Origin of the sequence: Methylobacterium sp. 190mf, assembly GCF_900107945.1 — a bacterium.
Lineage (GTDB): Bacteria > Pseudomonadota > Alphaproteobacteria > Rhizobiales > Beijerinckiaceae > Methylobacterium.
On record NZ_FNVI01000048.1, the window covers coordinates 1 to 23,078 of the forward strand.

A 23,078-nucleotide genomic window follows, 5' to 3' on the forward strand; every position below is an offset into this window, starting at 1 on the left:
CCGCCGCGTTCGACCACGTTCGGCTACTTCAGCCGCTGGCGCGACACAGGGCTGTTCGGCCGGATCAACCACCACCTCGTCATGGCTGATCGCGAGCGTGTCGGACGACAAGCTTCGCCGTCCGCCGCAGTGCTCGACAGCCAGACCGTCAAAACGATGGAGAGCGGCGGGCCGCGCGGCTACGACGCCGGCAAGAAGGTCAAAGGCCGCAAACGCCAAGCGCTGGTCGACACGGACGGGCGTGCGCTCGTCCTCGATCCGCAGCCTGCCGACGTACAGGACCGGGACGGAGCCGTTCCGGTGCTGCGCCTGTCGCGCCGAAGCTTCCCGTTCATTACCAAGGCCTTCGCCGACGCCGGCTATGCCGGCGACAAGCCAGCGAGCGCGACGATCATCGCCGTCGAGATCGTGCGCAAGCCGCCGGATCAGGTCGGCTTTGCCGTGCATCCACGCCGGTGGGTCGTTGAACGGTTCTTCGCCTGGATCAGCCGCAACCGACGCCTCTGGAAGGATCCCGAAGCGACCCTCGCCTCCGCCAGAGCCTTCCTCTACGCCGCAGCCGTCATGATCCTCGTCAGACGCCTCGCCCGATCAACCTGACTTCTCGGACGGACTCTGAGGTCAGAACGTCCGGCCTCGAGCTCGGCCGCCAGGGTTGATAGCGGCGCGCCGAAGTGCGCGTCGTTGTACATCGGGATGCGCCCCTCGCGGCCGATGTGGACGAACTCACCCCATTCGGCCTCGCCGAAGGTGCCGTATTTCAGAATCGCTTTCGCCGCAGCACGTCGAAGCTGTAGCCTACGCCGTTGACGTTCATGCGCCGGATGAGGCCGTTCAGCGGCTCGATGTAGCCGCTGGTGAGCCGGTGCTCAAAGTACCGCAGGATGTGCGGGCGCCAGTGCATGAAGGCGTCGATGCTGGGCTTGAACGGCCGCTCGAACTTGGATGGCACCGAGGCCAACCATCGGTCCGTGGCAGCCTCAGCCGCTGCCCGGTCGGGCCTCGCAGATGTCGTAGAACCGCTCCTAGATGTGGTAGGCAGTTACGAGCGCCGGGTACTGGCCGAACAGCTTGCCGAGGATCGCGCGCGTCTCAGGCTAGCAGGCCTCTCAGCAGGCCACATTCTGGCCGGAAGGTCCGTGGGGGCTCCAGGGCAACCCCAAACGCCGCTGCCTGAACTGCGGTGCCGAGTAAACGAAGACGTCGACCTACTGGTGAGGCCGGAAGCTCAACGCTCGTTAAGAACTCTGTGTAGGTCGACGCTGACCAGAGCGAGTAGCGCAATGAGCCTGATCGCCGATCCTGTAGCTGGCCCCGCCGTCGCATGCCTCCTCGGGGGCATCTTTATGGGCTTTGGAGTAGGCCTCTGTGTCGGGGTCGCGGTGTTCCGTTGAGTGAGCCTGAGCTTATCGCGACCGCTCTTCTGGCCTTCGGTCTCCTCACCGGGGTCGGAGGTTTCTGCATCGGACAGCTCTGGCCCCGGCCAATCAACCCCAAACGACGAAGCGGGCATCAAGCCCGCTTCTCCGCCATTAAACCCGAATGATGAAAGACCGACATTTCAACGCGTCGGAAGAAGCACACAGCTGAGTAGATAGTCGACAAGCTGCGTCAGCTCAATGTATTGGTCGTAGGGATGGCGATCTAATTCCATCTTCTCCGACTTGACTGAGCGCGGATAGCCTTCCGAAGCCAGCTATCCGGTACGCATTCATTGCGCAGCCGACGCATATCATGGCACTATATATCGGCGTTATGAGTGCCGGTATATCGGGGTCTTCCTCAATCTACATTGAGCCAAATGGCCTCGTAGCCGTTGAACGGCGGTCTCGCCTTGCGGCGCAGTTCGTACCCCAACGCCAATCGCAATTTCGGGAAACGCGAGAATAACATGGTAAGACCGGTCCGCGCCTCTAAGCGCCCCAGAGATGCGCCGGGACAGAAGTGCGCGCCGCCACCGAAACTGTAATGCTTCTGGCCTCTCCGCTTAATGTCAAGGCGGTGCGGGTCAGCGTGCAGGGCCGGGTCGTGGTTGGCTGCAAGCAGCATCGCCGTGATTGTCTGGCCCGCCTCGATTGGGCAGCCGCCGATCTGCCGTGCCTGGAGTGCCTGACGGTTCCAATGGGCGACCGGCGGATCATAGCGCAGGACTTCCTCCACCGCATCCGGCCATAGGTCCGGCTCCGCACGCAAACGGATGAGCTGGAGGGGATAGCGTAGCAACGCGACCACGGCGTTTCCAATCAGGTCGGTTGTGGTGAGATTGCCGGCCACCAATAGCAAGCGACAATTGTTGATGATCTCTGTTTCAGTCAGTTTGTCGCCTTCCTCCTCAACCGCAACGAGCGCGCTGATAAGATCGTCGCGCGGGCACTCTCGTCGATCCGCAATCGCCCGCGCCAAGCACCCGTTCAGCCCTAAATATGCGGCATCGAGTCGGCGCTGTTCGTCAGCTGACCTATCACGAATGTAGACGAGTTCGTTTTCACTCGACCAGAATTTGAACTGACCGACTTCGGCGTCGTCGATACCGAGCATAGCTGCCACGACGAGAATTGGTAGGGGCGCGGCGTAGATCGACACGAGGTCAAAGGGTGTGGTTGGGTCGATAGTGTCTAGAAGATTTGCTGCAAACTGCTCAACGCGGCTCTGGAGGCTTTGGACGGCGCGAGCAGTGAAGGCCTTTGCTACAAGCCCGCGCAGACGCGCGTGGTCAGGGTCGTCCAGGGATGCCATATTTGCCTTGTCACGCCCAGTCTCGGGACGCCAGCCATACGCAGTAGGTCGGGCCTTGGAAGGATCTGCAGACAAGCTGCGGTCTGCAAGAGTGGCGGCAACATCAGCGGCACGCGTGAGCACGACCCGATCGAAAACACGGTCCTGGTGGACAGGATCGCGGAGACGCAACTCATCCAGAACTTGATGCGGGCGCTCGCGAAAGATCGGATCACGTGCATCGAGGCGTGGAGTTTGAGCAAGCACTCTCGTTTCATCTGGTGAGGCGTCGGACTGAGGCATCGCATCGAACCTGGTAAATCTCAATTGATGAGTCGAGCGAATGCAGGCAGCGTCCGCAGATCGACTTTGGCAGGAGCCATCGAAATCTATTTCAGCGGGCTAGATACCCGATCGCTTTGCTGAAGTGAGCTGACTTGAACGTATAGCGACTGCAACTATAGGTCGCAATTATTCTATGAATCTGAAGTATGAATCTGACATAGGCTTGGTCGAAATATTAGTTAGGTGAGCTAGGCTAAAGGTAAAAGCCTGAAGTGAACGCGATTTTGACTCCGTTTTAGCAGCGCTTGTCGTTCGGCTGCGACCCCAAGCCATCCGACTTGGTCTTGCTTGACCGAATCGAGCGATTTGCCGCGCCGGCACCCTGCTTCGGCGAAGAAGCTTGCGATCGGCGAGAACGCCGTCGCTTCCATCGATTGGGGAGTGCCTAGGCAAGTCTGCACCGCCCTACTCCGAGCTTTGCGCGTGACGCCTAAGCTCGAAGTAGGGCGCGGCCGCTCAACGCAAGTTGAAGCTTAGGCAGCGAGTTGCCCAATCGCATCACGGGCCGATCTAAGCGCTTGACTCTTGTTATGATCGCCAGCCGCCACTCCTTCGGCTAGGACAAATTCCGGGGTGATACCTATAAAGCCGAACACGGTACGCAGGTAGCTTTCGGCATGCTCTGCCGAGGCGGCCGCCGTCCCCCGACCGTAAAACCCGCCACGGGCAAGAGCTAAGACGACACGCTTGCCCTGCATGAGCCCTTCTGGCCCATTGGCCCCATACCGGAAGGTTTTTCCGGGCACCAATATGCGGTCGATCCATGCTTTCAGCTGTGATGGAATCGTGAAGTTATACATCGGCACTCCGATGACCACGATGTCGGCAGCCATAAACTCGTCGAGCATCCGATCACTGACCTCGCGGATGGCTTGACCATTTGCATCAAGAGCACCGGCCATGGCCGAGATCGGGTGCGCAGTCGGAATGTTCGCGACTGTCAGGTGCGGCAGATCCTCAGCAGCGAGGTCGTGGTAGGTTAACTCAGCATGTCCGAGTTCGCCGAGCCGCTGGACAACTAGTGACGACAATTCGCGAGAGACAGAGTTCGTGCCGCGGATGCTTGTATCAAGGTGGAGTAATTTCATGACCGAATCAAGCTCCTAACTTCGACCACTAGGTAAGTGAGAGTTCCGCCGGGAAGACGAAAGTACACGGTCTAAGACCCGACTTTTCCACATGACTGACTAAAACCAGATCACTTAGACGTGTCGTGCATTGAGAGAAGCGGTGCCTTGCTCTTCGATCGATATGTACTGTCGTTCTTTCCCAATCTATTACGAGTCTCACTTTTTAAATACTGTCGGCTCGGAGGCGCCTTTAGGTTGTAGGTCTACGACAAGCAACTTCAGTGGTCCGGGCCCCACATTAGCCCCAGTGTGCCAGGAATCGACCGACTCCAAGATGGCCTCACCTTGATGAAAGGTGTGCGCGTCGCCTGTATCGACGTTTGTCACCTGAATTGTGCCGCTGAGCACATAGCCTACGCGCGGCGTCGGATGCTTGTGCACCGGGAGCTTTGCGCCGACGGGAATTTCATATATCGAGACGGCGACTTGACCTTCCCCCTGCGGAAACACTATAGGCTGGCCAAACGAGTTGCTGTCCGTTTTTAGGACAGGCACAACCTTGGTCTCGGCTGCCCCTTTTGCAATGGCAGGCGCAGCAAGGACTGTAAGGGCTATAGCCAATAATAGCTTCATTTCCGGGTACACTTTGTTGTAGATGCGTGAATTATCAAGCGTCGCTGCGTTTTTCTTGCGCAGATTCGCGTTACACGATCGTGTCGTCGGGCACCTATCAGGTTACAGGTGTAATCATGCTCTGGAGCGATCCCGGTGCCGCCGAGCAGCGTCCTTCGTCGGGCGGTTGAGAACGAAGAAATGGCACCTGTTCAGCCCGGCGACGCAAAGCTGGGCTCGCGCGACAATCTGGGAAATTGGACGTTGCTGCCGCACCTGTTTCCGCCCCAGCCCGGTTATTCTGGTATGGACCCTGGCCGTGTGGAAACGCTTTTGCGGGAGGCGGGCAGCAGCGGCGCTGAGGACAAGAGGCGAGCGGAGTCTCAGGCCCGCATCGCGGCGAGCATGGCTCGGGCACCCACGATGTTGAGCGCCCGCGTCAGGTTGTAGGCCAGAATATGCAGCGCAATCTCGCCCGAGACGCGCGGCAGGGTCTTCACCAGGAAGTGCGTCGCTCCCATCCGGGATGTGAGCGTACTGACGTGACGGGATGCTCCACCGTCTCACGCCGCACGCGCATCGCTCCGGGGTCCGCATCGAGCCGACGCTGCACCTGATCGAGCACGGCCTCGTGCTCCCAGCGCGTGACCCGGCGCTCCTTGGCTAGCGTGCAGCGGACCTTGATGGCGCAACGCCCGCACGCCGTCGTCCAGTAGCGCCGCAGCGTCAGCCCGCCCTCCACGTTCGTGTAGCGGTGGGGCAGCCGCTCGCCGGCCGGGCAGCGATAGGCATCCGTTTCGGCCTCGTAGACGAAGTCCTGATTGCCGAAGCGCCCCTACGCCTTGGCACCCGAGGTCAGCGGCTTCGGCAGCGTCACCGTGATGCCCCCCGCTCGCAGGCCCGGATCTCCTTGCCCGAGAAGTAGCCCCGGTCCGCGAGTGCATCGAGCGTCTCTGCCCCCAGCACCGCCTTCGCCTGCTTTGCCATCCCGGAGAGCTGTGCCCGGTCAGAGCCGGCGTTGGTCACCTCGTGTGCGACGATCAGATGATGCTCGGTCTCCACCGCGATCTGCACGTTGTAGCCGACGATACCCGAACCACGCCCGCCGGTGGCCATCGAGCGCGCGTCGGGATCGGTCAGGACACTTGCTGGTCGGGAGAGGCCAGCATCTCGGCTTCGATGCCGTCCACTCCAACCTCCCGCCGCGGAGTAGACGCTCCACCTCATGCGAGCCGATTTCCTGCGTCGCGTTCCTGTCGGTGGAACGCCACCCAAAAGGCGGTTCGAATTCAACTTTCGAAGCTGACGAGGTCCTTGAAGATCAGCCGCCCCCAAGTCGGGCCGCGCGCCTGCACGAGGAGCCCGCCCTCGGAGAGGGGGCCAAGCTTGATCGGCGCGAAGCCGAGCCTTTCCGCGAGTTCGCCGACCTCTGTCGCGGCGTCCTCGTCGTCGCTCGCCAGGAACACGACCCTCCTGCCGCCATGTGCGCCGGGGTCCTGTCCGAGCACCCCAGCGCCCAGATGGTTGAACCCCTTGACCAGTCGCGCTCCAGTGAAGGCCTGCGCGACAACGCTGGAGGAAGGCCGCCCGCCTAGCTCCTCAGGGGGGACGCGGGTGTTAGTCACGTCGACGATGGTCTTCCCCTGCCAACCGGAGAGCGCCTTCGCGACGTTCGGGTGTGCCTCGAACCGTACGGCCAAGAAGATGAGGTCCGCCTTGACGGCTGCCGCCAGCGTCACGGGGACGACCCCGGAACCGATGGCGGCGGCATCGGATGCAAAGCTTTCTGGTTCGCGTGTAGTCGCGACGGTGACCTCGATGCCGTTGCGGGCGAATGCCTTGGCCAGGGCTTGGCCAATCTTGCCAAAGCCGATGATCGCGTAGCTCATGTCGTTCTCTTTCGGTTTGTAGAGCCAGCGAGGGCGTGCGTCAGAGCTGCGCCAGGCCGCCGTCGACGGCGACCTCGCTGGCGGTCATGAAGCTACTGTCCGCCGAGGCGAGGAAGGCGGCGGCTGCCCCGATCTCCGCTGGGTCGGCCATGCGCTGGAGCGGGGTCATCGACGCGAAGACCTTCTGGCCTTCCTCGCCGAGCGCCGCCTTGGCAAGTTCGGTCGCCGTCGCCCCGGGCGACAGGACGTTGACCCGGATGCCGGTGCCCTTCAGGTCCTCCGCCCAGGTCCGCGCGAGGTTGCGCACCGCCGCCTTGCTCGCGCTGTAGGCGGTCATTCCCGGCGCGCCCGTGGTGCCGGCGCTCGATCCGGTCAAGATGATCGATCCGCCTTTGCTCATCAGCGGCAGCGCCTTCTGGATCGTGAAGATCGTGCCCTTCACGTTGGTGTCGAAAGTCTCGTCGATGTGCGCGGCGGTGATCTCGCCGAGTCGAAGCTGGCTTCCCGCCCCGGCATTGGCGAAGACGATATCGAGGGTCCCGTGCTCGGCCCTAACCACCTCGTAGAGCCGGTCGAGGTCGGCCTCGTCGGAGACCGAGCCCTTAGCCGCGCGGGCATTGGGCCCGAGGTCGGACAGCGCTGCATCAAGCGCATCCTGTCGGCGGCCGAAGATGAAGACGAAGGCGCCCTCCTCGATGAAGCGCTTCGCCGCGGCGCGGCCGATGCCCGTCGCGCCACCCGTGATGACCGCGACCTTACCCTCAAGCTTTCCCACGTTCAGGCTCCGTCCTTGGCTGTCTCGGGAAGCTCCCGATGCCTCGAACATGCGTCCGCCCGCGTCAGGCGTTGAGTACGGAAGTGCGCACAGCGGTGGTGCGTAATCGATCCGGCACAACGCTGGCGCTGATCGTCAGGGTTGGTATCCGGTCCCAGAGAAGCTCGCGATCTTCAACTCTGAGGTCGGGGACCGCCGTACGTTTGACCAACGGGCCGAATGCGGGCCTTGCGAACGGGCAGCCCGTGGTGCTGGATTGCACCATGTTCGACTGGGATGATATTCGCTATTTTCTCGCCGTCGCGCGCGCAGGCTCGGTGCGAGGCGCTGCGGCACACCTCGGTGTGAACCACGCGACCGTGCTGCGACGCGTCGCCCAGCTTGAGGAACGGCTCGGGGTGCAGCTGTTCGAAAAGCTGCCTGCGGGCTACCGCATCACGGGTGCGGGCGAGGAGGTTCTCGAACTCGCGGAGCGGGTGGAAGTGACCACCCACCAGTTGGAGGCACGGGTCTTCGGGCGCGATCAGGGCGTGCGCGGGCTCCTGCGAGTGACGCTGGCGCCGCCGCTCGCCACCCATCTACTCATGTCGGACTTCGCTGAGTTCGCGCGCCTGCATCCGGACATCGAGATGGACGTCTCGTCGTCGGGGGAGTTGGCGAACCTGACCAATCGGGAAGCCGACGTGGCGATCCGCGTGGTCTACGACCGCAAGACCCTTCCGCTCAACCTTCACGGCCTGAAGGGACCGGAGGTGTTCGGTGGCGTCTACGTGTCCCGAAACCGCCTCGCCGCATGGCGTGCGGGCGCGCCCGATCCTGTCCGGTGGATCGTCATCAGCGCGCACGGGGTACCGGACTGGGCCGACGCGGGCGGGATCCGAACCGCCGAGGTCCCGTTCCGGGTCTCGGGTGCCGAGGCGCAGGTAGCGGCGGTCCGGCAGGGGCTCGGGATGACGACACTGCCGTGCTTCGTTGGCGATGCTGACCCCCTCTTGGCCAGAGTACCGGGCATCGAACTGCACCTGTACGGAACGCTCTGGCTGCTCACGCAGGGGGAGGCTCGCAAGACCAAGCGCGTGCGGCTCTTCACGGAATTCGTGTCCCGCAAGCTCACCACGTACGCGCCGCTTCTCGCGGGATTGTCCATACCACACGATTGACGTGCGTCAGGTCGCCGGCGGCACCGGCGATGGTCGAGCGCCTGCAAGCGGAAGGTCCGAGCGTCCGATGAACGGGCGCAGTGACAACGTCCGCTCTCATAAACTGCCGCTCGAAAGCGGTCCGACCGCTTTCCACCGAGGATGTGTGAAAACGCCAAAGCGGTAGAAGGATCTTCCCAAGAACAACCTGGGAAGCGCCGAAATTGAGGCCTAAACCGCGTCAGAGCCGCCCTGAAGCGGGACCGTTTGACTGCAGCGTAGAGGATTGTTCTGCAATTTCGACATGCGCTTTCGTTTTCACACAGGCTCCACCCGTTGCGGACCCCGCCGGGGGTACCAAGCGTCAAATTTCCACCACTAGGTCGATCGTTCCCGTCACACGCGCGATCTGGCTCTGCTCAGCCACGACGATCTCGAGGTCGTGCAAGAGGCGCCGCACCATCGCATCCAGGCCCGCGTGATCGCGCGCGCCCTCTATCCGGCTCGCGGGTCGAGTCGTGGGCATGCTCGTTTCCCAAACGGGGCAGGCGGCGGGATCGCGCCCGGTCCGCGATCCCGCCGCCCGTCAGTGGACTCCGAAATAGGCCTTGTGCAGCTCCGCATCCTCGCGGAGCGCGCGCGTGTCGCCCGAGGCGACGACACGCCCTTGGGAGAGCACGTAGCCACGGTCGGCAACGTCGAGCGTCTGGCGCACGTTCTGCTCGACGAGCAGGATCGTCAGGCCGAGCGCCTTCAGACGACGGACGACGGCGAAGACCTCGGAAACGAAGAGCGGCGACAGGCCGAGCGACGGCTCGTCGAACACGACGAGCTCGGGATCGGTCATCAACCCGCGCGCGACGGACAGCATGGAGCGCTCGCCGCCCGACAGCGTTCCCGCCAGCTGCTCGCGCCGCTCCCCAAGGCGCGGGAACACGGCGAACATCGCCTCCATTCGTTGGGCGACCTTGCGCGGCTGCGGTTCGAGCAGGCCGCCGACTTGGAGGTTCTCCGCGACCGTCATCCGGGGCAGCACCCGGTTGCCCTCCGGCACGACACCGATGCCAAGCGCCACGATCCTGTGCGGCGGCATGCCCCCGAGGCTCGTCTCACCAAAGCGGATCGTCCCGGACCGCACCCGGTTCAGGCCGAGGACGGTCCGGATGAGCGTGCTCTTGCCGGCACCGTTGGCGCCGAGGATGCACGTGACCTCGCCGGGCCGCGCGTCGATCGAGACCTGCTTGAGCACGTCTGCCCGGTCGTAGCCCGAGGTGACCTTAGAGACTGTGAGTTGCCGCGAGGCGGCCACGCGTGACGCGCTCACTGTCCGCTCCCGAGATAGGCGGTTTGAACGTCTCGGTCCTCGATCAGCGACTCGAAGGGCCCCTCGAAGATCTTTCGGCCGAAGTTCAGGACGATGCAGCGGTCCGAGACCCGGCGGATCACGTCCATCTCGTGCTCGACGAGGATGACTGCGAGGTCGGGCGACTCGCGCCGAAAGTCGAGGAGGTCGTCCATCAGCCTGCGCGTCTCCTCCGAGGTCATGCCCGCCGACGGTTCGTCGAGCAGGAGAAGGCGCGGGTTCGAGATCAGCGCGCGGCAGATCTCGATGCGCCGCCGGTCTATCATCGTGAAGCGGCCCGCCGGCTCGAACAGAGCCGCGGCGATGGCGGGGTTGAAGCGGTTGGCAAGGTACCGGACGCGCTCAACCAGCGCATCGACGCTCGCTCGCAGGCGGGGGCGGAACAGCTGCGCCGCAAGGCCGAGATCCTGGTGTCGCAGCGCCCCCAGGGCGACGTTGTCGAACACGCTCTGGTCAAGCATCAGCCTGCATCGCTGGAAGGTTCGCGCCACGCCGGCGCGGCCGATCGCCTGAGGCGACTTCGCGAAGATGTCCTCGTTCGCCAGCGAGGCCCTTCCAGCGGATGGGCGATAGAGGCCCGTGAGCACGTTGAAGAAGGTCGTCTTACCCGATCCGTTCGGGCCGACGAGGCCGATCGTCGTGCCACGCTCAACGGCCATGTCCAGGCCGTCCAGGGCGACGAGGCCGCCGAAGCGCATGGTCAAGCCGGAGCAGGCGAGCAGGGGGGCGGCCATGCCTCAACCCTCCGTCCGGCTGCCAAGGACGCGCAGAGGGCGCGGCAGGATCCCGCCCGGGCGGAACCGCAGAATAACGATCACGACGGCGGCGAAGATTAACAAGCGATATTCTTGGATCGGCTGCAGCTTCTCGGGGAGCGCGAGGAGCACGGCCGATGCCACCACGGTGCCCCAAAGATTGCCGAGGCCGCCGAGGACGACGATGGAGAGCAGCGTTAGCGACTCGCCGAAGCCGGCCCCGTTCGGGTTCACAAAGCCGTTCATCATCCCGTAGAGCGCGCCTGCAACGCCGATCATCGCGTTGCCGATCAAGAAGGCGGTCGCCTTCCAGCGCGAAGGCGACAGGCCGAAGGTTGAGGCGGCGATCGGGTCGGTGCGCACCGCGTCCATCGCGATCCCGACCCAGGACAGCTCCAGGGCGCGAGCGGCGGCGAGGGCGAGGGCGAAGAGCGCCCCCGCCGTGAGTGCGTAGGGCAGGTAGAAGGAGACCTCGTGACCGGCGACTGAGGCAACCGCACCGAAGTCGAGGCCGAACGGCGCGAAGCCCGGGATCTTCATCCCTTGGGGACCGCCGAAGGCATCGTTCACCTCTAGGAAGTTCCGCAACAGGAGGCCGAAGGCCATCGTGACTAGCGCCACGTAGTGGCCGCGCGTGCGCAGGACGGGCAGCAACATGACCAGCCCGAGAGCGGCCGTCACGAGCCCACCCCCGGCGAGCACCAGCACGTGCGGGAGCGCCGTCGACCCGGCGAGCACCGCGGCGGCGTAGGCACCGATGGTGAAGAACGCCGCCGCCGCGAAGTTCGCGATGCCGCCAAACGCCATCTGGACGTTGAGGCCGATGCAGGCCGTTGCGTGAAGCGCGACCGTGGCGAGCATCAACAGCGCGTAATGCTCCTCGCGGAACGTCCAGGCGAGGGTCAGGGCCGCGGCTGCGGCGCTGGCGTTTGCGAGGCCGCGCTCGCTCCGGCAAGCCGCGGCAATCGCCCGGCCGGGCCGGGTCCGGTCGAGGGCCGCGAGTGCGGCCAGGAAGCAGAGGAGAGCCGCCAGGACCTCCCACTCGCGCTCGGCTCCGAGGAGCCAAGCGAGGCCGGCGAAGGCCAGGGCGGGTGTCGCCACGGCGGCCACCCGCCTAGTAAGGGCACCGGCGGGCATCGGGCCCCCGACGATCTCGATGTCTGCAGGATTCATGGTCAGACCCGCTCGCTGGAGCGCTCGGAGATGAGACCGGTCGGCAGGATGCCGATGATGGCGATCACCACCGCGAAGGCAGCGACGTCCTTGTAGGCGCTGGCCGCCGGCACGGTGATGGTCACAAGTGTCTGCACGCCGGCGAAGAGGAAGCCGCCGAGGATCGGACCCAGAAGGCTGCCAAGGCCGCCGACGACGGCGGCGGCGAAGCCAATGACGCCGAGGACGAGGCCCATGCCGAAGTTGATCTCGCGGTAGTAGAGGCCGAGCATGCAGCCGGCGATGCCCGCGAGGGCGGATCCCAGCGCGAAGGTCCCGAGCACCGTGCGACGGAAGTCGATGCCTGACAGGCAGGCCACCTCGGGATCCTGCGCCACGGCGCGGATCGCGAGGCCTAGGCGCGTGCGCGTGACGAGGTGGCGGGTGGCGACGATCACGGCAACGCCGGCCAGCAGGATCGCTACGCTGTCGACACCGACGCTGAAGGAGCCTGCCGCGATCCGCCAGTCGGGCAGCAGGGCCGGGAACGGCTTGGGATTGCCGCCGTTTGGCACACCCAGGCGGATCGCCTCGCGCAGGATGGTCCCCGCCATCAGCGTAACGAGGAGGACGTTGACCGGCGGCGCATTCCGCAGCGGCAACACGAGCGTGCCGCCGATCAGGGCTCCGGCCGCCATGCTGGCCGCGATCGCCGCAAGCAGGCCCAGCGCGAGGGCGAGGCCGGGCACCGCCACCGCCGAGCCGACGACCGCGGCCGCGCCGAGGGCGGCGAACGCACCGAGCGTGACGACGTCGCCGTGCGAGAATTTGATGACGTCGAGCACGCCGAAGAACAACGAGAACCCGACGGCGATCATCGCGTAGATCACGCCCAACATCAGCCCGTTGAACAGATGTTGTGCCAGGAATCCGAGGTCCATCTTGCGCTCCGAACGCTCGTTGGGGAGAAGCGCGCGGCGCACGCCGCGCCGCCTTAGCGGCCCGCCAGGGTCCGCCGGCCCGCCGCGTACTCGCTGTCCGGCCAGAACACCCACTTGCCGCCCTGCGCGACGTAGACGTTGGCGCTGACGACATTCTGGCGATGGTCGTCGAAGTTGATCTCGCCGACCAGGGACGGATGGGCCTTCGTGGTGTTCAGCTCGGCCGTGACCTTCGCCCGGTCCGGCCCGACCTTCTCGACAGCGTCCATGATCAGGTTCGCGGCGGAGTAGGCGAAGGGGCCGTAGGCATCCGGATCCTCGCGGAAGCCGGCCTTGGCGTAGGCATCGAGGAAGGCTTGGCCGTTCGCATATTTCGAGAGCGGCGCGCCATTGTGGAAGGAGATCGTCCCCTCCGCGGCGGGACCCGCGCCCTCTAGGAAGCCTGCGGTCATGATGCCAGAGACGCCGGACATGCGAGCCTCGACCCCGAGGCGCTCCATCTGCGAGCGGACCCGCACGCCGAGCGGCGTCAGCCCCCCGACGAAGACCATGTCCGGCCTCAGTTCCTTGATGCGCGTCAGCTCCGCCGTGAAGTCCTGCTGGTCGGGTCCGACCGGGAACGTCGCCACGATCTCTCCGCCCGCCGGCTTCAGGAACTCGGAAAAGTACTTGTTCTGGCCTTTCCCGTAATCCGTCGTGTCGTGGATCACCGCAAAGGTTTTGAACCCGCGCTCGGTCAGGAAGCTCGCCGCGAGCTTGCCCTCGTTAATCATCGTGCCGTTCACGCGGTGGATCTGCTTGTGGTCGTTGCCGTAGGTGATCTCCGGCAGGATGGCGCCCCAGACGACGACCGGGAGCTTGAAGCGGGCATAGGTGTCCACTGTCGCGATGCCGACGGCGGAGCAGTAATGCGTGACGCCGGCCATGATCGTGCGGTCCGTGGCGGCTTTGGTCGCGACCTGGACGCCGACGTTCGGCTTGCACTCGTCGTCGAACGTGGCGAGCTCGTAGGTGTACCTCGCCGCGGGATCCGCGTTTCGGAGCTGCACGGCGAGCAGTGCCGAGTTGCGTCCTCCCACGCCCGCGGCGGCGTTACCGCCCGTCAAGGGACCGATGAAGGCGATCCTCACCATATCCTTGGCTTCCGCCGCCAACTGTGCGGGACCGAGCGTCACCACTGCCGCGACGAGTACCTTCGCCAGTCCCCGAACCATGTCGATCTCCTCGGAAGCGTCGCGATGCTAGCCGGATCCGGATTCGCGCGGGACTGGACAAACGCGCACGAGCCCTTGCAGAAGTTCTGCCTGCAGTCAGTACACCGCCTGCCATTTCTTGCGGCATTGAGCCGAGTTCGAAGGCAGAACTTCATTCCCTGGATCTGCTCCGGCAGCGACACTCATCCTCGCCGTCTTTGTTTAGCGTCCCGAATCTGGAAAGCTCGCGGACCTATGCGCCCGCGTCCCACTGCCGTAACCTTGGGCTGCCATGACACCGGAACCGAGCCGCCCGTGTTCGACTGGAACGACCTGACCTTCTTTCTTGAACTCGCCCGGCATGGCCGCCTGATGCCGGCCGCCAAGCGCCTCAAGGTCGATCACACCACGGTCAGCCGGCGCGTCTCCGAGTTGGAACGGGCGGTCGACGCGAAGCTCTTCGACCGCAGGCCCGATGGTTTCGTCCTGACGGAGCACGGACACAGGTTGCTCGCGATCGCGGAAGACATCGAGTGCAAGGCGCTCTCCATCTCCGGTGTCCTCGGGTCGCCGGGCAGCACGCAGCCTGTCGGCCGCGTCCGGGTGGCCAGCATGGAGGGAATCGCCGCTTTCTACTTGAGCGGGCGTTTTCGCGAGCTTGCCCGGACGCACCCGGAGATCGTGATCGAGCTCGTCACCGAGCGGCACCTGATCAATCTCACCAAACGCGAGGCGGACATCTCGGTCAGCTTCGTCCCGCCGCAGGGCGCGCGCTTGAAGGTGCGTACGGTCGGGGCAATCCGCCTCGCCCTGTTCGCGGCCCCAGCCTACCTCGCGTCGCGGGGGATGCCCGCGAGCCGGGACGAGCTTCAGCAGCACGACTTCGTGGACTACGTGGAGGACTTGCTCGCCATCAGCTCGGTCCATTGGCTCCTGGACGTCCTCGAGCCGACGAGCGTCGTCTTCCGCTCGACCAGCCTGGCCGCGCAGCAGGGGGCGGTCGCCGCCGGCTTCGGCATCGGGCTGCTGCCGCTCTTCTGCTCGAAGCGCGACCCCACCCTGGTGCCGGTCCTGCCGGACGAGGTCGTGGTGATGCGCGACGTGTTCCTGACAGTCCACGAGGATATCGAGCACCTCGGCCGCGTCCGCGCCGTCACCCGCTTCCTCGCCGGGCTATTTGATCGAGAGGCCGCTTACCTCACATGGTTCTGATCCGTCCGTCATGACTCAACGCCCCAGGCCTCCATGAATCCGGCATAGGGCAGCGCGAAGAGCGCGATCCTATGCGCCCACCGCCACGCTGGCATGCCAGGCTGACATTTGTTAAGATTCACTGCCCGGCTATGCTCTGGGTCATCTCCCAAGATGACGACCTCAGCCCGGCCAGCCACGCGCTGCGCCGGGTCTTCTTGTTTGTGCCGTCGTCATTCGGTTCAACCGGCGTGCGCCTGGATCGTCCGCGCCCCGCATCCCCTCGGCGCGACGAGCGGAGTGCCGAGGGACGTAGCCCGGCGCCATAAGGATGACTTGGCGGAACGCCGATGCTACGCAGCATCCTGCCAGCCCAGTTCACCAGGAGCGTCTCCCGGCAGGGCGGCTTGCATGCGCCCGAGCTATTCTGGGCGGCTGAACGGTACTCAATCGCCCTCTCAGCGCACGACCGATTGGGATCTCTAGCTCTCAGCTTGTTTGTCTTCTCGGCGCTGCAGCCGACCAACGTCTGGCACTCCGGAATTCTGTTTCTCGTCTGGATTTTCGGGCTCTGGATCAGCTGGCCAACGCTGAAGCGGGCCATGACTTCGCCGAAGGCCTACTCCTACATCCGCCACCTCCCCAGGATGGCCTCGACCGTTGGTTCCAGGATTACGTCTTGCAGATGATGATATCACCCCGCTCACGATGCATTCGCCATTGCCTCTTGCATGGCGGCCTTGGCGGCCGGGTTATGGCGGGGCGCATCGAACCTGACGCCATCTCTCGACGGCGCGGTTAGGTTCACGACCGAGCAGGGCAACCCGACGGCGTCGAACTTGCGGGAGACGAACTCGGCCTCCGCGCGGTCGTGACTGGACATGACGAGCTGATATCCTTTGAGCGCGACGAGGTTCCGCATCACGTCGGTGAAGGCAGCTGCGTGAATGATGTCGTTGTGCTGGAGCGGATCGTCGACCAGCAGGGCGCGCCACGACGACCACTGATAGGCCGTGCTCGCGGCGCACAGGATGCCGACCCCGTTCGCAGCCATCTGCCCCTCGCTCAACACGAGCTGGGGCGGGAGCCCGCGCTGCGGACCCGCGTCCTCCAGAATGTTAGTCCGCCTAACCGCCATACTGAAACTCGTCCGGTTCACGGCGTGATTGGCGTTCATCTCGATTGACTCACCGGGGGTCGTGAGCAGCGCCCGGTTAAAGTCGTTTACCAAGCCATTCAACGGGCGCAGGAAGCGGGTCGAAAAGTCTGCCGCCTCCGCCTGGAGGTGATCCGCGTAACGGGCGACGGCGGCGCGCGCGGCGTTCGTCAGCTCCAACGCCTCGCCGGCCTGCGTCTGGCGTTCCAGTAGCGCGCGCTCATGTCGACCCGGGTCGACGAGAGCGTCAGATCCGCCGACTGAAAGCATGTCGTTCTCGATGCCATCGAGCTCGTTGGCCCGTCGCAACGATTCCTCATGGCCCGCGAGCTCGCCGACTTCGGCGGCCAACGACGCGAGCCTGCTCCCCTCCGCGTCCGCCAGGGCGAGGTGTTCCTCGATGGCGCGCTCCGTCGGTTCGCCCTCCATTCCCCCGGCGGCCCACAAGCGGGCAACCTCCGCTATGTCAGCCCTCGCCTCCGCCACGTCACGCGCGAGGCGCTCCGCCTCGGCGGCCGCGACGTCGAACCTCTGCCGTGCCGCCGCAGCTTGTGCGAGTGCGGCGTCGTGGGCCTGCCTGAGTTCCTCCGAAGTGGCGCGTCTCTCCGCGACCGCGGACCGCCAACGGTCGAGTTCAACCCCAAGCTCGCCTTCAGAGGGCTTCCCGAGCGCGTCAAGAGCCATCGCGGGCGCCTGCAGCGCGACCTCAATTGCTGCAAGCTCTCCCGCAAGTTCGCGCCGCCGCTCTCGCTCAGCCGACAGCTCCCGCTGCAGGTCCGCGAGGAACCCGCCCGCCTCCGACGCCCCGACCGGGTTCGCCTCGTCCAGCGCAGCGAGCTCGGTCTCAATCGCCATGCGGATGTCTATGATGGCCGCGACGGGGTCGATCCCATCGCCAAGGCCGATCCGGGCCGCGATCGTACCAACAAGCCATCCGACCGCCTCCTCAGCCGCGTCGGCCTGCGCTGCCGCCGCAGCCGCTTCCGCGACACGCCGATCGGCGTCGGCGAGAGCGTGTGTCATGCTCTCGACTTGCATCAGCGACGCTTCATGATCTGCGCGTCGCGCGGCGAGCGCCGCGTCTTCGCGCTTAGCAGCCTCATCCGCGAGCAGCTTCAACGCGCCTGGTGGAAAGCCGGTCGCGCAAACCGGGCACGCCGCGTCATGACCTGACACGTGCGCCGCGATGTCCGCCAGCGCCCGGGCCAAGCGCGAGGAGCGTTCAGCAAGCGCCGCGAGAACCGCCTCGTCCCGATCGAGATCGATTCGCGCTCGATCGAGCCGAGGGCGGATATTCTCCGCCTCACCCCTCGCCAGTTCGGCATCCCGGAGCGCAGCCCGTGCGGCTTCCCGGAGCACGACGGCGTCCTCGCGAAGCCGCGGGAGCTGTGCGGCCTCCTCCGATAAACTGTGAAGGGTGGCGAGGCGCGCTTGCAGCGCTGTGCGTCGGGCGTCGGCCTCGTTAGCAACACGAAGCGCCGACCGCGCCGCTTCGAGTTCCGACGCCAAGGCGGTCGAGCGCTCATCCACCGCCTCGGCCTCCCCGGTGAGCCCCTGGCGTTCGCCGAGAAGGCGCTCCATTTCGGACAGAGCCATTGCACCGCCCATGAATCGATCCACCGCGGCGACGGCTTCCGACAACGCGCTTTCGCCCTCCAGAAGCTCCCGCTCTGTCTGCCGCGCCAACGACGCACACGCTGAGACGAAGGCCCCGGCCTCGTCGAGGGCCACCGCGGCGGCGCTCGTCATGCGATCATCCCGATCCGCCCGGGCCTCGGACGCAGCATGCCGGCTCGCGAGCGAGCGCAATCCCTCAATCTCAACCCGCCGGTCCCTCAGGCGGGACCGCGCAGCCTCGATCCGCCGGCGGGCGGCGACCGCCGTAATGTCGCCAGCTGCCGACCCATCCCCATCAGATGCAGTCACGGACGCCCAGATCCGGGCAAGGCGTACGGCAATGGCTTCGCCCGAGACTCCGTCGATCGCTTCGAGGGATCGCTTGATGGCGTCTCTTCGACCTACATTCACACGCCAGGCCGCCAGGTCCGCCTCAGCGCGTTCGACCAGCAGGCGCTCGCGGGCCGCCCTGGCCTCAAAAGCCCTCGTCGTCGAGGTCCCTCGTAGCCTGGATCTTATGTGTTCGAGCCTGTCGATCCCGCTTGGGCCTTTCAGGGCCTCCCACTGGTCCGAACTCTCGCGGCTTGTGAATCTCTGCCGCGCGGCTTGCCCCAGGAAGTGCGTGAAAGCCAAGTAATCGCCGAGGTCCGCGATCTCCGCCCAAGCCGGATCCTTGAGCATGGCGACGACCCTGTCCTCCGAGGGGGCCTGAGATGCTGACCGGGTCACTGTATTGCCCGCGCCGAAGCTCAGGCTCACCGAATGGGACCCCGGACTGGCTCCACGCCGCGTAAGGTACGCTTCCTCCCCGAGCCGCCCCACGTACGGGTCGAGGCGCCGGACCTTCCCGGTCAGGCACCACTCGATACCGTCGAAGAACGTGCTCTTACCCAGACCGTTAGTCCCCACGAGGAGCGTCAGCCCCGGCGCCGCGGGGATTTCGAGGGTGAAGCGGCCGAATGTGCGGAAGTCCGTGAGCTCGACGCGGGATAGGTAGATGGACGTCATGCCCTGCCTCCTCTCGCCCAGGCCTCGACTAGACCGTCGACAAGGGTGCTGACGTCCGTGTCCGTCGAAGCGGCGAGCCGGTTCCAGTCCCCGATGGTGTCGCGCGGCACGCCCGAAAGGGAGACACCGCGACCGACGTTGTCGATCGGGGCCATGGAGAACGTCTCTGTCGTCAGCCAGGGACGAGCCAGGAAGGTACGCTTTGCGAACTCGACCAAGCTTTCGCGGTCGGCCCGATCGACCTCGGGGGACTCGGCTGGCCTCAGCCAGACGAGCTTGCGCGCGACCTTATCGTCCCGCTCGATCTTGAGGGCCAAGTCCCGCCAAGACTCGCTGCGCTCGCTTCCACGCGGGCCGGCCAGGAATAGATGCAGGTCGAGCCCCTGGTCGGGCGCGACGTGTGAGCGCGCCACGACGCATTGGTTGCGGTACTTACGGAGGCGTTCGGAAATCTCCTCTTCACGCGGGGCCTCGGGCAGGAGGCCGAGGAGGACCGTATATCCGTCGAACCTCAGGCCGAGGGCCGCCTCGGGCAGGTCGTCCAGCCGGAGCCGGGCCGCCGTGCTCTCGTCGCCCCCCCTGAAGGATGGCTCGACCAGCTCGGGGGCCTCGGCGTGCCCGACGCCGACCTCGCGCGCCCGCTCCCGGAGCCCCTCGGCAAACTGCGCCAGGATGGCGCCCGCCGGCGAACGTGGTTCCGCGGTGCTCATGCGCCGGCCCCCGCCCCGACCTCGATCGCCCGGCCGAGGCGCTCGAAATGTGATGCGTCCGCCTCACCGAGAAAGGTTGCCAGGGCAGCGCGGCCGGTCCGTGCCGCTGTCATGAACCCGTCGTCAAGCGTGAGGATGACCGCGGCCGCCTCCTCGGCGTCCCGCAACGACGGCACGCCGCGCTCGGTGACGTTGAACGGCCGGTCGGCGAGCATAGCCGCTCGGACTGAACCGTGCTCCATCGGCAGCAGCACGAAGTGTGTCCTCCACATGAACCGGGCGGCGGCGAGCGCGGTGGGTTCCCCTTCGATCATAGCGGCCGCGCACGCATGACCTTGGCGATTGCCCAAGCTCCGGCCGTGGGTCAGGTTTCCCGGTCGCCCGATGGAGGGAGCGATCGTTCCCCAACCGGTCGCGACGGCGAGCGCAGCGCCGGTGGCGCGGATCAGTGATTTGAGGGTCCGCGGGCCGACGATCGCGCGCGCTTCTCCGGCGAGGTCCTCGACGTCCTGCGCGCAGATCGCCATCTGGAGGAAGCGTGAGAGCAGGTCAGCATCGGCCGCGAACAGGTCCCGCCACGCCCCCCAGACCTCTCCCATGCCGCGCCGTAGATCCTCCGCGGCATTCATCCTGACGACGGAACCCGGGTCTGTCCCGCGAGCGACGAACGGCCGGAGGTGCTCGTCGATCCGATCAAGCACCCAACGGTCCATCGCCCGGTCGAGGAGTTGGGCCATCTCGCCGGCTTCGAGTTCGACCGCGTTGCGGATCGAAGCCTCGATGCGCGCGATCTCCACCCGCGGCGCGACGAATCCGTCAGCATGCCGCGACGAGACTGTCAGGGCGTCCAGCATGCGCCGCCAATGGGCGTGGTTAACCGACAGGACGCAACGCTCCGTGTGCATCGCAAGACGCGCAACGGCCTGCGACAGCGAGCCGAGGTCGGTCGGGACGAGGTCGGTCTGAACGTAGAGCGACCTCGCGTCGTCTGCCCATACCTGGACCGCCCCCTCGATCCCAACATCCCCGCTCCAGCGGATCGATGCGGCGCGCGCGGCGAGCCTGACGTGCAGGGGCGCAGCCGCCGCCAGCTCGGCCTGTCGGTACCGCGGTAGCGGAAGCCGAGCCGCTTGGGCCAGTCCCGCGAAGTGCGCATGGGTCCCGTCGGGGAGGGTCGGTGCGATCGCGTCGGTCGCGATGAGCTGGACCCAATCCCCATGCTGTGCATCGTACGAGGACAAAAGTGCCGCGAACGGCGCCCGGACCGCGGCCTTGTCGGGGCCGCGCCGCGCGATGAGCCTGTCGACTACGACGCGTTCGCCGTCGCAATCGAGCGCAAGGGCGGACGTCGGACCACCGACTGGAGAGGCGGACGCTGCCACATCCCGCGAGACGAGATGGCGGAAGGTCCGTCCGTTGTGTCGCCGGCAGGCCTTGATGACCAGGTAGGCGGCGAGGCGGTTCAGCGTTGCCGTGCGGACCATCATCGGCTGCGCGCCGCGCGTTTGAAGCGTGAGCTGCACGCCCGGGCGCAGCAGGCGCTCGACCTCGTCGACTAGGCCGATGGCCTCGACCCTCGCCCCGATGCGGTCATCGTACGCCTGCACGAAGTCGAAGCCGCGACCCTCCGCGTCGGCAGCGCGGGCCTCCTCGTCGATCACGAGGAGGTCGGCGCTCAGGCATTCGATGTCCGGGTAGCGCGTGATTGCCTCTACGAACGACCAATGGTCGAAGTGCGCGCTGGCCGCCGCGACGAAGTCGATCAGGCCGCCGTCGCCGTTGCCGCTGACGAGGAAGCGCGGATTGGGATCGGTGCCGACTACGGGGCCCGGCACACTGGCGTCCGCCCAGTAGCTCTCCGTCGGGATGTTCGGGACGGGGTTCGGGGGCTCGACGCCAAAGCCGATCGCCAGAACGACGTAGTCCACGGTGATCGGCACGGGCTCCGTGTCCCCGGCATCGGACTGCCGCACAGCGCCGACATCGAAATATTGTCCGCGCGGCACAATCGTCTTGACGCGGTGCCGGAGGTGGATGCGCAGGCGCTCGCCGACCCACGCCCGTATTTCGTCGAACTCCAGGAGGATGTCCCGCCTGACGTCCGCCGCCGTGCCCGATCGCCAGTCGAGGATGGGCAGCTCCGCCCGGGGATGGTCGGCGGACAGCCTCGGCCACTCGTATATGTGGGGATCGATCCGCCGCCGGTGCGAACCGAGTTGCAACGGCACGAGTTCCCGCGACGTCTCGTAGAGGTTCACGATGACGCCGTCGTGAAGGGCGAGCGCTGCCGCGACCGTGACGCCGGCAGCTCCCCCGCCTACGACCGCGACGCGAACGCCGGCTCTGAGGAAGTGCTCGGCGTTCATGGCATGTGCGAGCTGAAGGGCTCGGACTTGTTGCGAATATAGGGTGATCCGTGTGTCGTAGCATCCCAGGACGAAGGCGCCCGGATGGGCGGCAATCTCGAAACCTTCAAGGATGTCGCGTGTGCTCAGCACCCGGCCGCATTCCTACCCGTTGATGACAAGATCCCAATACCCCTTTGGTTTGACGGGCTCTCGGACCGCGGCGAGGAGGGCCCTATCCCAGAAGTGTATCCCGTCGAACGGTCGTGAGCACGCCCCGCTACCAGTGTGCGATCATCGGGGCAACGGGCGTAACGCGGCACTGCCGGAAGGGCGACGAGACAGAAGCGAACGCCTCCAGGCGCCTGCCTATCCGTTCGGCAGTACGCTTGGAACGGAACGTTCCGGACGAGCAAGCCTCGGCACAGACAGGTAGCCGCCTGCCGAAATCGATGAGTACGCCCTGCGGTGCCCTCGCTCTCGCGGAAGCGGCGGCGCTTGTCTGGGGCTAGAGCGTTTTCGGTTTGGGCTGAGTCGGCTTGGTGGGGTTCACGCGGCGCTGGGAGGCTGATTCACTCGGCCGGTCGACATCCGGAGTGATGCATGGGCCGCCCCTACAGCTTGGACCTGCGCGAGCGGGCGGTGACCGCGGCTGCGGCGACCTCGCGCCGTCAGGCGGCCGCCCGCTTCGGGGTCGGCCAAGCAACCGCGATCCGCTGGATGGCGGCGCTCGCCGCGACTGGGACGGTGGCCGCCCGGCCGCAGGGGCGTGCCCGCCGCTCCAAGCTCGACCCGTATGAGACGTTCCTGCGTACGTTGATCGACGAGAAGGTTGAAATCACCCTGGAGGAGATGCGCGCCCGGTTGCAGGACGAGCATGGCCTCACCGTCGGGCTCGGCACGCTGTGGGCCTTCCTCGACGCGCGCGACCTGACGTACAAAAAAAGACGGCCCACGCCGCAGAGCAGGATCGGCCGGACGTGAAGGCCGCCCGGGAAGCGTGGTTCGAGAGCCAGCCCGATCTCGACCCGGACCGGCTGGTGTTCCTCGACGAGACGTGGACCGCCACCAACATGGCCCGCACCCGCGGGCGCTGTCCCCG

At 65.8% G+C, this 23,078-nt stretch carries 18 protein-coding genes and 2 pseudogenes; 4 read left to right on the plus strand and 16 right to left on the minus strand.

What is annotated here, in order from left to right:
• Positions 1-600, plus strand: a 600-nt coding sequence (locus tag C4T42_RS29975) for an IS5 family transposase (RefSeq protein ID WP_103986443.1), incomplete at its 5' end; no start/stop codon positions are given.
• A gap of 160 nt (positions 601-760) precedes the next feature.
• Here the strand turns inward: C4T42_RS29975 and C4T42_RS29980 are convergent.
• The 7 genes and pseudogenes from C4T42_RS29980 to C4T42_RS30015 all read right to left on the minus strand — a co-directional run bounded on the left by C4T42_RS29980 (position 761) and on the right by C4T42_RS30015 (position 7,406).
• Positions 761-1,042 carry a transposase gene (locus tag C4T42_RS29980; RefSeq protein ID WP_103986444.1) on the minus strand — a complete coding sequence of 94 codons (282 nt, stop codon included), beginning with the start codon at positions 1,040-1,042 and terminating at the stop codon, positions 761-763.
• 740 nt (positions 1,043-1,782) lie between these two features.
• Complete coding sequence (locus C4T42_RS29985) at positions 1,783-3,018, minus strand: cytochrome P450 (RefSeq protein ID WP_244603321.1); 1,236 nt, start codon at positions 3,016-3,018, stop codon at positions 1,783-1,785.
• 515 nt (positions 3,019-3,533) lie between these two features.
• Positions 3,534-4,148 (minus strand): NAD(P)H-dependent oxidoreductase, encoded by a 615-nt coding sequence (locus tag C4T42_RS29990; protein WP_081636469.1) that lies wholly within the window; start codon positions 4,146-4,148, stop codon positions 3,534-3,536.
• A gap of 198 nt (positions 4,149-4,346) precedes the next feature.
• A complete protein-coding gene (locus C4T42_RS29995; protein ID WP_103986446.1) occupies positions 4,347-4,763 on the minus strand; it encodes a cupin domain-containing protein in 417 nt (138 codons plus the stop codon).
• A 362-nt stretch (positions 4,764-5,125) separates the two neighbouring features.
• A pseudogene (locus tag C4T42_RS32635) lies at positions 5,126-5,923 on the minus strand (transposase); the annotation flags it as partial.
• Positions 5,924-6,031: 108 nt separating this feature from the next.
• The gene (locus C4T42_RS30010) at positions 6,032-6,631 is read right to left on the minus strand and encodes an NADPH-dependent F420 reductase (protein ID WP_020092759.1); all 600 of its coding nucleotides are present in this window, start codon (positions 6,629-6,631) and stop codon (positions 6,032-6,034) included.
• Between the two features lie 40 nt (positions 6,632-6,671).
• Entirely contained in the window at positions 6,672-7,406 is a 735-nt protein-coding gene (locus C4T42_RS30015; RefSeq protein ID WP_103986449.1) for an SDR family oxidoreductase, read from the minus strand.
• Between the two features lie 263 nt (positions 7,407-7,669).
• On the opposite strand from C4T42_RS30015, the gene C4T42_RS30020 reads away from it, so the two are divergent.
• The gene (locus tag C4T42_RS30020) at positions 7,670-8,566 is read left to right on the plus strand and encodes a LysR family transcriptional regulator (protein ID WP_026604864.1); all 897 of its coding nucleotides are present in this window, start codon (positions 7,670-7,672) and stop codon (positions 8,564-8,566) included.
• A 343-nt stretch (positions 8,567-8,909) separates the two neighbouring features.
• On the opposite strand, the gene C4T42_RS32190 is transcribed toward C4T42_RS30020, so the two are convergent.
• The 6 genes from C4T42_RS32190 to C4T42_RS30045 form a co-directional block, all read right to left on the minus strand.
• Positions 8,910-9,071 carry a hypothetical protein gene (locus C4T42_RS32190; protein ID WP_020092762.1) on the minus strand — a complete coding sequence of 54 codons (162 nt, stop codon included), beginning with the start codon at positions 9,069-9,071 and terminating at the stop codon, positions 8,910-8,912.
• 60 nt (positions 9,072-9,131) lie between these two features.
• The gene (locus C4T42_RS30025) at positions 9,132-9,794 is read right to left on the minus strand and encodes an ABC transporter ATP-binding protein (RefSeq protein ID WP_103986450.1); all 663 of its coding nucleotides are present in this window, start codon (positions 9,792-9,794) and stop codon (positions 9,132-9,134) included.
• A 71-nt stretch (positions 9,795-9,865) separates the two neighbouring features.
• Positions 9,866-10,606: an ATP-binding cassette domain-containing protein gene (locus C4T42_RS30030; protein ID WP_244603322.1), complete on the minus strand. Its 741-nt coding sequence runs from the start codon at positions 10,604-10,606 to the stop codon at positions 9,866-9,868.
• 39 nt (positions 10,607-10,645) lie between these two features.
• On the minus strand, positions 10,646-11,836 hold the full coding sequence (locus C4T42_RS30035; protein WP_103986451.1) for a branched-chain amino acid ABC transporter permease: 1,191 nt from the start codon (positions 11,834-11,836) through the stop codon (positions 10,646-10,648).
• Positions 11,837-11,838: 2 nt separating this feature from the next.
• The gene (locus tag C4T42_RS30040) at positions 11,839-12,756 is read right to left on the minus strand and encodes a branched-chain amino acid ABC transporter permease (RefSeq protein WP_103986452.1); all 918 of its coding nucleotides are present in this window, start codon (positions 12,754-12,756) and stop codon (positions 11,839-11,841) included.
• A gap of 53 nt (positions 12,757-12,809) precedes the next feature.
• Complete coding sequence (locus C4T42_RS30045; RefSeq protein WP_181049253.1) at positions 12,810-13,970, minus strand: branched-chain amino acid ABC transporter substrate-binding protein; 1,161 nt, start codon at positions 13,968-13,970, stop codon at positions 12,810-12,812.
• 294 nt (positions 13,971-14,264) lie between these two features.
• On the opposite strand from C4T42_RS30045, the gene C4T42_RS30050 reads away from it, so the two are divergent.
• Entirely contained in the window at positions 14,265-15,161 is an 897-nt protein-coding gene (locus C4T42_RS30050; RefSeq protein ID WP_020092768.1) for a LysR family transcriptional regulator, read from the plus strand.
• Positions 15,162-15,843: 682 nt separating this feature from the next.
• On the opposite strand, the gene C4T42_RS30060 is transcribed toward C4T42_RS30050, so the two are convergent.
• Genes C4T42_RS30060 through C4T42_RS30070 form a run of 3 tightly spaced genes read right to left on the minus strand, consistent with a single transcriptional unit; the run spans position 15,844 to position 22,129 of the window.
• Positions 15,844-18,921, minus strand: coding sequence for an AAA family ATPase (locus C4T42_RS30060; protein WP_103986454.1), 3,078 nt, complete (start codon positions 18,919-18,921; stop codon positions 15,844-15,846).
• Positions 18,918-19,631, minus strand: a complete 714-nt coding sequence (locus C4T42_RS30065; RefSeq protein ID WP_020092772.1) for an ABC-three component system middle component 1 — start codon at positions 19,629-19,631, stop codon at positions 18,918-18,920. Before C4T42_RS30065 ends, C4T42_RS30060 begins: the two co-directional genes overlap by 4 nt.
• Positions 19,628-22,129 (minus strand): ABC-three component system protein, encoded by a 2,502-nt coding sequence (locus tag C4T42_RS30070; RefSeq protein WP_020092773.1) that lies wholly within the window; start codon positions 22,127-22,129, stop codon positions 19,628-19,630. Before C4T42_RS30070 ends, C4T42_RS30065 begins: the two co-directional genes overlap by 4 nt.
• Positions 22,130-22,579: 450 nt before the next feature.
• Between C4T42_RS30070 and C4T42_RS30075 the strand changes: the two are divergent.
• Positions 22,580-23,078, plus strand: a pseudogene (locus C4T42_RS30075) (IS630 family transposase); the annotation flags it as partial.